Source organism: Alphaproteobacteria bacterium LSUCC0719 (assembly GCA_040839025.1).
GTDB lineage: Bacteria > Pseudomonadota > Alphaproteobacteria > Puniceispirillales > Puniceispirillaceae > UBA8309.
Genome location: JBFPJN010000002.1, coordinates 176,140 through 189,888, shown reverse-complemented (window position 1 = coordinate 189,888; position 13,749 = coordinate 176,140). Strand labels below are relative to the sequence as shown.

Sequence of the window (13,749 nt, the reverse complement as noted above, 5' to 3'; positions counted from 1 at the left end):
CGCCACCCCGTTGCTTACAGGGCTTCGTCCAGGGTCTTGCGGAACTTGTCGATGATTTCGTCGATATGCTTGCGCTCGGCCACAAAGGCCGGGGCAATAATCGCGTTGTCACCGGTCCATTTCACATGCAGCCCGTTCCAGAACATCGCCTTTTGCATCTCGCCGCCGCGCGCGCCGGGGGCGTCACCGGCATGCACCTCGACACCGGCCATCAGACCGATGCCGCGGATATCGGCGACCAGCGGGTGATCACGAAGCGAGAACACGGCATCCAGGAAATAATCCTCCAGATTGGCGGCATTCTCGAACAGCCCGTCGGATTCATAGATCTTCTGGGTGGCGATGCCGGCGGCACAGGCTGCCGGGTGGGCCGAATAGGTATAACCGTGGAAGAATTCGATCGCATTGCCGGGGGCCGAGTTGACGACGGTGTCGTAGATTTCGTCTGTGACCGCCACACCGCCCATCGGGATGGCCCCGTTGGTGATCGCCTTGGCCATGGTGATGATGTCGGGACGGACGCCGAATTTCTGTGTCGCAAACGGTGTTCCCATCCGGCCAAAACCGGTGATCACCTCGTCAAACACAAGCAGCATACCGTGCTTGTCACAGATCTCGCGGACCTTCTCGAGATATCCCTCCGGCGGCACCAGCGTGCCGGTTGAACCTGCGACAGGCTCGATGAACACCGCAGCCAGCGTGCCGCCACCGAGGTTTTCGGCAATCCGCTCCAGATCCATTGCGAGTTCCGCGCCGGTCTTTGGCTGGCCTTTCGAGAACCGCTGCTCTTCGGTCCAGGTGTGGCGGATCATCGAGATGTTGGGAAGCGTCAGGCCAAAGGTCTCGCGGTTGCGGACCATGCCGGCAAGAGACACACCACCCATATTGACGCCGTGATAGGCGCGCTCGCGGCTGACAAGCCGGTTGCGCTGCGACTGTCCACGGGCGCGTTGATAGGCGAGGATGATCTTGATTGCCGTATCAATCGATTCGGAACCCGAATTGGTGAAGAACACATGGTTGAAAGTGTCGGGAAGCATCCGGCACACACGCTCGGCAAGTTCGAACGAGCCGGGGTGACCAAGCTGGAAATGCGGTGAGTAGTCATTGTTCAGCATCTGGCTGTAGACAGCTTCGGCAATTTCGCGACGGCCATGACCGGCCGGGGTGCAGAACAGCGCCGATGATCCATCAATGATCTGGCCACCTTTGTAATCCCACATATACATGCCCTCGGATTTCACAACCATCCGTGGGTTTGCCTTGAAATCGCGATTGGCGGAAAAAGGCATCCAGTGCGCTTCGAGCGAATTCACATCATAAGACATGGTGGTCTCCTTCATGTTGGCCGGGCATTCTGGCCGGGCGTCTTGACTTGGCGATCTGTACTGGCACCTTCCCGTGGCGCCCTGCCAATTGGCATTAAAAAGTTGGGCCAATTGGCATTAAAGAGTTGATAGTCTGTTCCCGTAGACAGTCATCCAGTCGCGGCATCGGGCCTGCCTTGTCTGGCCTGCCTTGTCTGACCCGCCTTGTCTGACCCGCCTTGTCTGAACCGTAATACCATAGCGGACAAATGAAGGCGGACAAATGAAGGCGGGCGGACTGCGACCGATGGTGGCACGTCTCCAATCACGCTAGACAGGGTTCAAGGGCTGCTATAGAGCCAGATTTGTGATAGTCTGGTACCAGATAGGCGCTGCGGCATGATACAGGTCACTTACACCGTCACCAGCTTGCGCCGTTGCTCTCGTGACGACGACGTCCTGTGGAAAGGCGGTCCCGATGCTTGATCACCTGATCATCAACCTTGATGCCGGCGCGGACTCAAGCTTGCAGTCGCAGATCCAGCAATCGGTTGTCGAGGCCATTCTGGCGCGGGCCATCCTGCCTGGCGACAAGCTCCCGTCCAGCCGGGCGCTGGCGGCGCAGCTCGGCGTGTCCCGGAACACTGTGATTCTTGCCTATCAGGCGCTGATCGACACCGGATATATTCAGCCGCGTGAACGCTCCGGCTATGTCGTCAGCAGCGACGCCCCGGTCAGCCATCTTGCCGAGGCACCGGGCGATATCGGGGGTGACGGTGACGGCGAGGGGGTTGATTGGCGAGACAAGATTGTCGGTGCCTGTTCCGATATTCGGCCAGTCCGAAAGCCGCTGAACTGGCGCGAATATCCATTTCCCTTCGTCTATGGTCAGGTCGATGATGAATTGTTTTCGCTGACCGCCTGGCGTGACTGCGCGCGTCAGGCGCTTGGCATGCGAAATTTCGGACGCATGGTCGGGGATTTTGGTCTCAGCGACGATCCGATGCTGCTGAACTATATCTGTTCACGAAGCCTGCCGCGGCGGGGCATCACCGCCCGGCCTGAACAGATCCTGGTCACACTTGGCGCGCAGAATGCGCTCTATCTCGTTGCCCAGCTTCTGGTGTCCGGCCAGCGCAGGGTGGTCATCGAGGATCCCGCCTATCCCGATCTTCGCGATATTCTGCACCAGCGGACCGACCGGATCACCGCGCTGCCGGTCGACAGTGGCGGGCTGGTGATCGACGAGCCGACACTTGCGGACAGTGATGTTGTCTTCATCACGCCAAGCCACCAATGCCCGACAACCCATACCATGCCGGCGGATCGCCGCCGCGCGCTGCTTGATCTTGCCGGTCGTCATGACTTCCTGATTGTCGAGGATGATTATGAATTCGAGATGAATTTCCTGGAGTCGGCAACACCAGCCCTGAAATCGCAGGATCGTGACGGGCGGGTGATCTATGTCGGCAGCCTGTCAAAATCGGTCTTTCCGGGATTGCGGCTTGGCTATCTGGTGGCACCGGAACCGCTGATCGAGGAAGCGCGCGCGCTTCGTCATCTGATTTTGCGGCACCCGCCGGGTCATGCCCAGCGGACGCTGGCCTATTTCATGGCGCTTGGTCATTACGATGCCCAGATCCGGCGTCTGCGGCGGCATCTTGCCGGCCGTCGGCGAACCCTGCAGGGGGCGCTGGAATCGCACCAGCTGTTCACGCAGAGCGCGTCACATTTCGGTGGCACCAGCTTTTGGGTCAGGGGACCGGACTGGCTTGATTCGCGCCAGCTTGCCGAACAGGCTGCCGCCGACGGGGTGCTGATCGAACCCGGTGATGTGTTTTTTGCCCCGGAATCGCCGCCGCTGAATTATTTCCGGCTTGCCTATTCGTCAATCCCCGAGGCACGCATCGCCGAAGGGGTGACAAGGCTGGCATCGGCAATCGAGAGATTACGACGCGGCGCCGGTTGATTTTTCTGCTGGTCGGGTGATAGACAGCAATCGAGGCCACGATCGCAGCGGGTGGGGGAGCCCTGAATGACGTCATATGTATCTTCAGATGCAAGCCCGTTTCTGACGCCTTGCGATCCGGTGTGCCCACCCGAATTTCTGGCGCTGGCAACAGGCGCGCCGCCGCCCCCTGTGGCGTTTGTGCGGGCGGTTGGCAGGCCCATCCTTGAAACCGCGCGTGATGCGCTTGCTGCCGGGCTGGCTGTGCCGATCCTGATTGGCGAGGCAGCCCAGATTGAAGAAGACGCGGCGGCAATCGGCTGGGATCTTGCCGGTGCCAGCATCATCGATGCCGCGGGTGAACAGGCCGCTATCGACACGGCTGTTGCCGAGGTGGGGGCTGGACGTGCCCACGGGCTGATCAAGGGACAGCTTCACACCGATGTCTTTATGGGCACCATCGTCAGGCGCGCATCCGGCATCCGTACCGACCGCCGACTGGTTCACATCTTCGCCATGCTGCCACCAGGGGGGGGACGACCGCTATTGATCAGTGACGCAGCGGTGAACATCGCGCCCGATGTCGCCACCCGTACCGAGGCCGCTCTGGCCATGGCGGCGTTGCTTCGGCGGATGGGGGTGAAGATTCCGCGGATCGCCGTTCTGTCCGCCACTGAATCCCAGCTTCCCGGTATGCCGTCCAGTATCGAGGCGGCAGAGATCGCCGCCGCCGCCGCCGGGTCCGACGACCAGGCTGCCTTCGCCGGCCCGCTGTCCTTCGATTTAGCGCTGTCGCCTGAATCGGTTGCCATCAAGGGCATCTCGCCGGACAGCGAGATCGGCTCTGTCGCGGGGCATGCTGACGGGTTGATCGTGCCTGACATTGTGTCCGGCAATGTGTTATTCAAGGCTATTGCCTATTGTGCCGGCGGTCTTGCCGCCGGTGTCGTTCTTGGTGGCACTGTTCCCATTATGCTGACCAGCCGGTCCGATCCGGCGGCAGCACGACTGGCATCACTTGCACTGGCGGCCATCGCCGCACAGGAGGATCACACATGACCGTTCAGCCAAAGGTCGATACCGCTCCGCATGTCAGCGACGAGGTCAAGCAGACGACCTGCTACATGTGCGCGTGCCGCTGTGGCATCAATGTGCATCTGCGCGACGGCAAAATTCGGTATATCGAGGGCAACCGCGACCATCCGGTGAATCAGGGCGTCCTGTGTGCCAAGGGTTCGGCTGGCATCATGCAGCATTATTCACCTGCCCGCCTTCGTGCCCCGATGAAGCGGGTCGGGCCGCGCGGGTCCGGCCAGTTTGAAGAGATCAGTTGGGAAGAGGCGCTGCAGACAGCCACCGACTGGCTGGCGCCAATTCGCAAGAGTGATCCGCGCAAACTCGCCTTCTTTACCGGTCGTGACCAGTCACAGGCCCTGACCGGCTGGTGGGCCCAGCAGTTCGGCACCCCGAATTTTGCCGCGCATGGCGGGTTCTGCTCGGTCAATATGGCGGCCGGGGGAATCTACACGCTTGGCGGTGCGTTCTGGGAATTCGGATCGCCGGACTGGGATTTGACCGAGCTTTTCATCCTGTTTGGTGTTGCCGAGGATCATGATTCAAATCCGATCAAGATCGGACTTGGCAAGCTGAAGACACGCGGCGCACGGGTGATTTCCGTGAACCCTGTGCAAACCGGCTATGCGGCGATTTCCGATGATTGGTACGGGGTCACACCGGGAACCGACGGGCTGTTGATCCTGTCGCTGGTGCGTGAACTGATGCGTGCCGGCAAGATCGATATTGATTATCTCAGCCGCTACACCAACGCCCCGTGGCTTGTCATCCGCAATCCCGGCAAGGCGAATGATGGGCTGTTCCTGCGGGATGATGACGGCACGCCGCTGGTGCTTGACCGTGTCACCGGCAAGACCGCGCCGCACAGCGACCCGTCGGTGAAGCTTGCGCTTCAGGGTGAGGTCAAGGTGAAGGGTGGCGGTGTCGCAGTGCCGGCTTTCACGCTGATGGCCGAAGCCTATCTGATTGACGATTATGCGCCGGAAACGGTGGCACCGAAGGTTGGTATCAGCGCCGAGAGGATCCGCCAGCTGGCGTCCGATCTGGCAAAGGCCGCCTTTGAAAAGGAAGTGGTGATCGAACAGCCCTGGACCGACTGGAAAGGCGAAAAGCATGACCGCATGGTCGGGCGTCCGGTATCCATGCATGCCATGCGCGGGATTTCGGCGCATTCGAACGGTTTCCAGACCTGTCGGGCGCTGCATATGCTGCAGCTTCTTCTCGGCTCGGTCGAGGCGCCTGGCGGCTTCCGCTTCAAGCCACCCTATCCAAAGCCGCCACATGTTCATCCAAAGCCTGCCGGCAGACCCGATCAGGTTGCGCCCGAAACGCCGCTTGCCGGCGCGCCGCTGGGTTATGTTCTGGGGCCGGAGGATCTGATCATCGGTGATGACGGGTCGCCGCAGCGGATTGACAAGGCCTATAGCTGGGACGCGCCGATGTCGGCGCATGGGATGATGCATATGGTCATCTCGAACGCTGTTGCCGGTGATCCGTATCCTGTCGACGTGCTGTTCATGTATATGGCCAACATGGCGTGGAATTCGTCGATGAATACGCGCGGCGTCATGGAGATGCTGACCGAAACCGACCCTGAAACAGGCGAATACAGGATCCCCAAGCTGATCTATTCCGATGCCTATTCGTCGGAAATGGTGGCCTATGCCGATCTGATCCTGCCTGACACCACCTATCTGGAGCGACATGACGCGATTTCGCTTCTCGACCGCCCGATCTGCGAGGCTGACGCGGTTGCCGATGCCATCCGCTGGCCTGTTGTCGAGCCGGACCGCGATGTGCGCTGTTTCCAGTCGGTTCTTCTCGATCTTGGGGCGCGGCTTGGTCTGCCGGGGATGGTGGATGCCGACGGCGCGGCGAAATACAAGGATTACGGCGATTATATCGTCAATCACGAGCGCAAGCCCGGTATCGGCCCGCTTGCCGGATTCCGGGGTGCCAATGGCGGTGCCGAGGGGCGGGGCGAGCCGAACAGCGAACAGCTCGAGGCCTATATAGCCAATGGTGCGTTCTGGCAGGCGGAGATCCCTGAAGAAGCGCGCTATTTCAAGCCGGCGAACGCGGCCTATCAGAAATTTGCCGTCGAGATGGGGTTCTATGACACGCCCCAGCCCTATGCCTTCCAGATCTATGTCGAGGTGTTGCAGAAATTCCGTCTTGCTGCGGAGGGTCATGGCGATCAGCAGCCACCGGAGCATCTTCGTGACCGGATCAGAACCTGCTTTACCCCACTGCCAAGCTGGTACCCGCCCTTCGAGGGCAGCGCGATCGACGAGCAGACCTACCCGCTTCACGCGCTGACCCAGCGGCCGATGGCGATGTATCATTCCTGGGGTTCGCAGAACGCATGGCTTCGCCAGATTCACGGCCATAACCCGATGTTCATTTCGCAGGGGCTTGCCGCCGCGCACGATCTTGTCGATGGAGACTGGATCTGGGTGACGTCGCATCATGGCCGTATCCGTGTGCCGGTGGCGGTGATGGCGGGCGTCAATGACCACACGATCTGGACCTGGAACGCCATTGGCAAACGCAAGGGGGCCTGGCAACTGGATCCCGATGCGCCGGAGGCAAAGAAGGGCTTCCTGCTGAACCACCTGATCCATGAATTGCTGCCACCAAAGGGCGATGGTATGCGCTGGTCGAATTCCGATCCGATCACCGGTCAGGCTGCCTGGTTCGACCTGCGGGTGCAGATCGAAAAGGCGGCGGCTGACGAACCGGCAGAATCCTGGCCGCAATTCGACACCCTGCCGCGCGTCAACGGACAGGGGGCACCGGAAGCGACGCTCCGCTACGGCATTGAATGGACCGCACAGGGCGCCGACACGACAAACAGGGGAGACAAGTCATGACCATGCTGCCGGAACCGTCAGCCATCAAGCTGGGTCTTGTCATCGATCTTGATATCTGCGTCGGCTGTCAGGCCTGCGTCGTCAATTGCAAGGAATGGAACACATCCGGCTATGGCGCGCCGCTGGCCGATTCCGATGCCTATGGCGAATCCCCAACCGGTGCCTGGCTGAACCGGGTGCATGCCTATGAGGCCGGTGACGGGGCCAATTCGCGGACAGTGCATTTTCCGAAATCCTGTCTGCATTGCGAAGAGGCACCCTGCGTTACGGTCTGCCCGACAGGTGCCTCGTTCAAACGTGCCGAGGACGGCATTGTGCTGGTGAATGAAGACTGGTGCATCGGCTGCGGGCTGTGCGCATGGTCATGCCCCTATGGCGCGCGCGAGCTTGACCCGGCCGAGGGTGTGATGAAGAAATGCACGCTCTGTGTCGACCGGATCTATAATGACAATCTTCCGCAGGAAGACCAGGTACCGGCCTGCGTTCGGACCTGTCCGACAAATGCCCGGCATTTCGGCGATCTTGGTGACCCGAATTCCGAGGTCAGCCAGATGGTGGCGGCACGCAGCGGTATGGATCTGATGCCTGAACAGGGCACAAAGCCGGTCAATAAATATCTGCCGCCACGCCCGCGGCGGGCGGCTGACGAGGCGCCTGTCTCGCTGGTCGCGATGGCCGAGGCCGATACGCCGACAGGCTTCTGGAAATGGGTTGATTCCGCGCTCGACAGGCTCGGCTGACAGCGGCAACAGATACGGGGACACGACAATGCGGCCAGCCTGGTCAATTATCTTCTTCACCACCATGTCCGGCCTTGGTCTCGGCCTTGCCGGCTGGATCATTCTTGGATTGCTGCCGTTGATGACACCGGCAAGTGTGATGGGGGTTGGCATCGCCACGCTGACCTTGATCGGTGCTGGCCTGATCAGCTCGACCTTCCACCTTGGTCATCCTGAACGGGCCTGGCGCGCGCTCAGCCAGTGGCGGTCAAGCTGGCTGTCGCGGGAAGGTGTGCTGGCGGTGATTGTCATGGTTGGACTTGCGGCCTGGTTTTTGGCTGCCTATGGCGGTTTGCGGGTGCCTTTCTGGGCCAATCTGGTGCTGCTTGTGCTGCTCTATGTCACTGTGTATGCAACCTCGATGATCTATGCCTCGCTGAAGACGGTGGCGCGCTGGCACCATCCGCTGACGCCGGTCTGCTATCTGATGTTTGCCGCGGCCGGCGGGCTGCTGGCGACGCTGGCCCTGCTTGCCATCCTGCGGCTGCCGATCACCGCGGCGCTGGCGCAGGCCGCCATTGTGCTGATGCTGTCGGCATGGGGTGTGAAGCTTGCCTGGTGGCGTCTGGCCGGTATGGCGCAGCATGCTGGCAGCATTGAATCCGCGACCGGCCTTGGCCAGCTTGGTGCGGTAAGGCCATTGATGCCGCCCCACACCGAAGAAAACTATCTCCAGCATGAAATGGGGTTCGTCGTTGCCCGCAAGCATGCCGACAAGCTTCGCATGATTGCGCTGGCGCTTGGTGGTGGTCTGCCGGTACTGGTTCTGCTGCTGGCACCGGCTTCGGCCGGGGCGCTGGCGGTGGCGGTGCTGGCGCATGTCGCCGGTATGTTCGTCGAACGCTGGCTGTTCTTTGCCGAGGCAAAGCACGTTGTCACGCTGTATTATGGCGAGGCTGCCTGAGAGCGTTATCTGAACGCCATCTCCACGGCATCCGTCTCCACCGACAGCCCGCCAAGCCGGGCGAATCGCTGCAGTTCGGCCTGTAGCCGCGCCCGGCGGGCGGCGGACCATCTGACGCCGGGTTCCGGCCAGAACCCGACGATCCGCATCATGCCGTCACGGCGATCACCCTTCAGCTCGATTCGACCGACGAAGCGATCCGCCTCCAGAAGCGGATAGACATAATAGCCCCAGCGGCGATCGGATTTGGGGACGAACATCTCGTTCCTGTAGGTGAATCCGAACAGACGGTGCAGCCGCCGCCTGTCGCGGATCGCCGGGTCGAACGGGTTGATGATCCGCATGCGTGTTGGGCTGACCGGTAGGTTCGCAAGATGTGTCTCGATATCGGGATGGGCCAGACAGTCATGCCACTGGCCGTCCGCCGCCTCGATGCGGGCGGCAACAAGAGGGGTCTGTCCGGCCCAGTCGGCAACGTCGCGCGGCGTGACCGCATCCCAGAAATGTCTGACCTCTGTGGCATTCGCAATCCATAGCCGCTCGATGGCCGCATCGCACAACCATCTGGCCTGGTCACGGGCGCTCGCGCCGGTGTCGGCCAGGGCCGGAAACACGCGCTCTCCAAGATCATAGAATTTGATGAAATTTTCACGGTGGGACGTGGCCAGCTCGCCAGCATACCACATCTGCTCCAGCGCCTTCTTGTGGGGTGGGCGCGCCCACATCTCGGCTGTTCGGGGCCGGCTTTCAAAGGCCTGTGTCGACAACGGACCTTCGGCGGCGATACGGGCATGGATGGCGCGGATATCGCGTTGCGTCAGACCGGATTTGTACCAGGCCGCATGTGCCGTTCGTTTGCCAAGCCGTTCGAACTGGCGCTGCCACATTGGATAGACATCCATCGGGATCAGCGAGGCATCATGGGTAAAATGCTCAAACAGCTTGCGCTGGCCCAGCAGCGTCCAGACCATGCCTTCGCGATACTGCCGGACACGGCTCCACAGAATATGGTCATGCGCGCGCACGATATTGCGAACCGTATCAATCTGCACGAATCCAAGTCTATGGATGATCTGCAACAGGTCGTTCCGCCCGGTCGGCGGGGTGGCAAGATGATGCGCCGCCAGCCATAGCCGGCGCGCCTGCCTGTTGCCAATGCAAAGCCTTGTTTGATGGTGAAGGGGTTCTGGCATTTTGGTCCGACAGTCTGTTCACCTCACATCTTATCGCCGGGCTGTCAGACTCATACAGACAAAAAAACGGCCCGCCAGAGGCGGGCCGTTCCGGAAATTTTGCGATGTGGCAGGTGTCAGACCAGCAGCGGTGCGATAACCAGGCTGACGATCGCCATCACATTGATCAGGATGTTCATCGACGGGCCAGATGTGTCCTTCAGCGGATCACCGACGGTATCGCCGACAACAGCCGCCTTGTGGACGTCGGAACCCTTGCCGCCAAGATTGCCCTTTTCGACAAATTTCTTGGCGTTGTCCCATGCGCCGCCGGCATTCGCCATCATCAGTGCCATCATCACACAGCAGATCAGCGCGCCGCCAAGCATGCCGCCAAGTGCCTTCGGCCCAAGACCGAAACCAATGACAACAGGTGCAAGCACGGCCAGCGAACCCGGCAGGATCATCCGGCGCAGCGCGGCGCGGGTTGCGATATCGACACACCGTGCCGTATCCGGCTTTGCCTTGCCTTCGAGAAGGCCTGGGATCTCCTTGAACTGGCGGCGAACCTCGACAATCATGTCGAAGGCGGCGTCACCAACGGCTGTCATCGTCATCGAAGCGACGATGAACGGGAAGATGCCGCCGATGAACATGCCGACCAGAACGATCGGGTCGTTGATCGCCAGAACAAAGTCCGGGTCACCCTTGCTGACCTTTGCGATATAGGCGCTGATCAGGGCGAGGGCGGCAAGCGCCGCTGCGCTGATCGCAAACCCCTTGCCGATGGCGGCGGTGGAGTTGCCAACCTCGTCAAGCGAGTCGGTGATTTCACGCGTCTCGGGGCCCATCTCGGCCATTTCGGCGATGCCACCGGCATTGTCGGCAACCGGGCCATAAGCGTCGATGGCCATGGTGATGCCGACAGTTGCCAGCATACCGACAGCCGCCATACCGACGCCGTAGAGGCCCGCGAACATGTTGGCGAAGAAGATGATCGCGGCAATGGTCAGCACCGGAATGGCCACAGACTGCATGCCAACGGCAAGGCCGCTGATCATGATCGTGGCTGGGCCGGTCTCGCCATCCTTGGCGATCTTACGGACAGGTGCGCCACCGGTGTAGTACTCGGTGACAAGGCCAACGATGATGCCGCCAATGGCACCAACCAGAACCGCACCCCAGACGCCGCTGCTGGCGCCCATGCTGGTGATCACGAAATAGGCTGCAGCGATGAAGATCACCGCCGAACCGATGGTGCCAAAGCGAAGCGCCACATCGGGGCTTCTGTCGGCAAACATGCGGACAGACAGGATGCCGAGAAGCGAGCAGACAAGACCGGTCGAGGCCAGAACCAGCGGCATGAACTGAAGGATCTCGCGGTTACCGCCAAGGCTTTCGAGCGAGGCCATCGACATCGATGCGGCAAGGGCCATAGACGCAATCATCGAACCGCAGTAGGATTCGAAGATATCCGATCCCATGCCGGCAACGTCGCCGACATTGTCACCGACATTGTCTGCAATCACGGCCGGGTTGCGGGGGTCGTCCTCGGGGATGCCTGCCTCGACCTTGCCGACCAGATCGGCACCGACGTCAGCCGACTTGGTGAAGATGCCGCCACCGACGCGGCTGAACAGCGCCACCGATGATCCGCCCATGGCGAAACCTTCAATGGCTTCGATGCCGTGCGCGGTGCCACCCATGAAATGGTAAAGGATGCCAATGCCGAAAAGACCCATCGAGGCAACTGTCAGACCCATGATCGAACCGCCAAAGAAGGCGACGTTCAGAGCTTCCGCCGCGCCCTTGGTGTTGGCGGCAACGGCGGTGCGGACATTCGCCTTGGTGGCGGTATACATGCCGATATAGCCGGCTGTGCCCGAGCAGAGCGCGCCAAGCAGGAAGGCGACGGCAGTGTCGGCGCCAAGGCTGGCATAAAGGGCCACGATACAGATGATGCAGAAAACGGCGAGGCGCTTGTACTCGCTGGCCATGAAGACCATCGCACCAAGGTGGATCTCGTCAGAGATTTCCCTGACCCGACCTTCGCCTGCGGGAGTCTGCAGAATTCGTGCATAGACCATGAAGGCCGCAATCAGACCCAGAATGCCCAGGCTGATCGGAAGAACGGCTGAGGTAAGCATGAAGACTTCCTTTTAATTAGTGTAGAAATGGGACTGCCGTGCCGCCGGATGCTCCCCCGACAGGCGACGTAAACCGACGCGGTTATAGACGCTTCACCTATGGCTGTAAAGCCAGCGTTTCAGCGGGGATTGCAGGGATTGCAACAGGCGGTGTGACCCCGCTGTCCGGGCCGGGTCGGTTGCGGCCAGCACAAGCGGTGACGCTTTGCTTTCAGTTGACTTGATTTGATGGCGCGCCGCATACTCGGACGACCGAATTTGAACGGTCGATTGACGGTCATGTTCAGTCATGGCTCAACGCCCAACACCAACCGCCCAACACCAAACGAGAGATCACGATGAAACATCTCACAAAAACCAAGATCATGCTGTCAGCTGTCACTGCAACTGTCATTGCCGGCGCGGCACACGCGCAAGAGGTGCTGAACGTCTATAACTGGTCGGATTACATCGCCGAGGACACCATCGCCAATTTTGAAGCCGAGACCGGCATCAAGGTGACCTATGATGTGTACGACTCCAACGAGGTTCTCGAGGCCAAGATGCTGGCCGGGTCTTCGGGCTATGATGTTGTCGTGCCGACAGGTGATTTTCTGGCCCGTGGCCGCGAGGCTGGCGCCTATCAGGATCTCGACCTGTCACGGCTGGCGAATTACAGCAGCCAGGACATGCAGGTCCAGAATTTCGCCAATGCGCAGATTGGCGTCGACAATGCCGGCACCGTCTATATGTGGGGCACCACCGGCATTGCCTATAATGTGGCCATGATCGAGGAACGTCTCGGCACCGACGCGCCGACCGACAGCTGGGCCCTGATTCTCGACCCGCAATATGCCTCGAAGCTCGAGGATTGCGGGATTGCCGTTCTCGACGCGCCGACCGATGTGCTGCCGAATGTGATCGCCTATATGGGTGGCGACGGCACCAGCACCGATGCCAAGGATTTTCAGGCTGCCGGTGATGTGCTGAACGCGGTGAGGCCGAACCTCCGCTACATCCATTCCAGCCAGTCGATCAATGACATTGCGAATGGCGATATCTGTGCTGCCATCATGTGGTCCGGAGATGCGTTCCAGGCCGCCTATCGCGCCGAGGAAGCCGAAAACGGCCACACCATCGAATATTACATTCCGAAAGAGGGCACGAATCTGTGGTTTGACCATTTCGCCATCCCGGCGGATGCGAAGAACCTCGATAATGCCTACAAGTTCATCGACTATATGCTTCGTGCCGATGTCGCCGCCAGCAACGTGAACTATGTCTGGTATGCCAGTGGCAGCGAAGGTGCCAAGGCGTCGATCGATCCGGAGATTCTGGAACATCCGGGGATCTATCCGACCGAAGAGGCGAAAAAGAACCTGTTCGTCGTTCCGGTCTATGATTCCAGGCTCGACCGTGCCGTGACGCGTGTCTGGTCCCGTTTCTCGTCCGGAAGCTGAGCCGGTCCGACATGGGTGACGACGTTTTCCGCCGCTGGCACATACGTGCTGGCGGCGGCGTTGTTTCAGCCTCTTTTCCACCTTCCAGCCTTGCCCGATAGGTCGT

The 13,749-nt window shown here is 60.5% G+C and carries 9 protein-coding genes; 6 read left to right on the top strand and 3 right to left on the bottom strand.

Going from position 1 to position 13,749, the window contains the following annotated elements:
• Nucleotides 1-14: 14 nt before the first annotated feature.
• Nucleotides 15-1,328 carry an aspartate aminotransferase family protein gene (locus AB3X55_05595; protein MEX0503053.1) on the bottom strand — a complete coding sequence of 438 codons (1,314 nt, stop codon included), beginning with the start codon at nt 1,326-1,328 and terminating at the stop codon, nt 15-17.
• Between the two features lie 457 nt (nt 1,329-1,785).
• On the opposite strand from AB3X55_05595, the gene AB3X55_05590 reads away from it, so the two are divergent.
• The 5 genes from AB3X55_05590 (at nt 1,786) to AB3X55_05570 (ending at nt 8,885) form a co-directional block, all read left to right on the top strand.
• Nucleotides 1,786-3,276 (top strand): PLP-dependent aminotransferase family protein, encoded by a 1,491-nt coding sequence (locus AB3X55_05590; protein MEX0503052.1) that lies wholly within the window; start codon nt 1,786-1,788, stop codon nt 3,274-3,276.
• Nucleotides 3,277-3,342: 66 nt separating this feature from the next.
• Complete coding sequence (locus tag AB3X55_05585; protein MEX0503051.1) at nt 3,343-4,314, top strand: phosphate acyltransferase; 972 nt, start codon at nt 3,343-3,345, stop codon at nt 4,312-4,314.
• Nucleotides 4,311-7,202: a molybdopterin oxidoreductase family protein gene (locus AB3X55_05580; protein MEX0503050.1), complete on the top strand. Its 2,892-nt coding sequence runs from the start codon at nt 4,311-4,313 to the stop codon at nt 7,200-7,202. Before AB3X55_05585 ends, AB3X55_05580 begins: the two co-directional genes overlap by 4 nt.
• The gene (locus tag AB3X55_05575; GenBank protein MEX0503049.1) at nt 7,199-7,942 is read left to right on the top strand and encodes a 4Fe-4S dicluster domain-containing protein; all 744 of its coding nucleotides are present in this window, start codon (nt 7,199-7,201) and stop codon (nt 7,940-7,942) included. The genes AB3X55_05580 and AB3X55_05575 overlap by 4 nt, the downstream gene beginning before the upstream one ends.
• Before the next feature lie 28 nt (nt 7,943-7,970).
• Complete coding sequence (locus AB3X55_05570) at nt 7,971-8,885, top strand: dimethyl sulfoxide reductase anchor subunit family protein (GenBank protein ID MEX0503048.1); 915 nt, start codon at nt 7,971-7,973, stop codon at nt 8,883-8,885.
• 5 nt (nt 8,886-8,890) lie between these two features.
• Here AB3X55_05570 and AB3X55_05565 read toward each other — a convergent pair whose 3' ends face one another.
• The gene (locus AB3X55_05565) at nt 8,891-10,078 is read right to left on the bottom strand and encodes a winged helix-turn-helix domain-containing protein (GenBank protein ID MEX0503047.1); all 1,188 of its coding nucleotides are present in this window, start codon (nt 10,076-10,078) and stop codon (nt 8,891-8,893) included.
• Between the two features lie 116 nt (nt 10,079-10,194).
• Entirely contained in the window at nt 10,195-12,204 is a 2,010-nt protein-coding gene (locus tag AB3X55_05560; protein MEX0503046.1) for a sodium-translocating pyrophosphatase, read from the bottom strand.
• 338 nt (nt 12,205-12,542) lie between these two features.
• Here AB3X55_05560 and AB3X55_05555 point away from each other — a divergent pair, with 338 nt between their 5' ends.
• Nucleotides 12,543-13,643, top strand: a complete 1,101-nt coding sequence (locus AB3X55_05555) for a polyamine ABC transporter substrate-binding protein (protein ID MEX0503045.1) — start codon at nt 12,543-12,545, stop codon at nt 13,641-13,643.
• Nucleotides 13,644-13,749 lie beyond the last annotated feature (106 nt).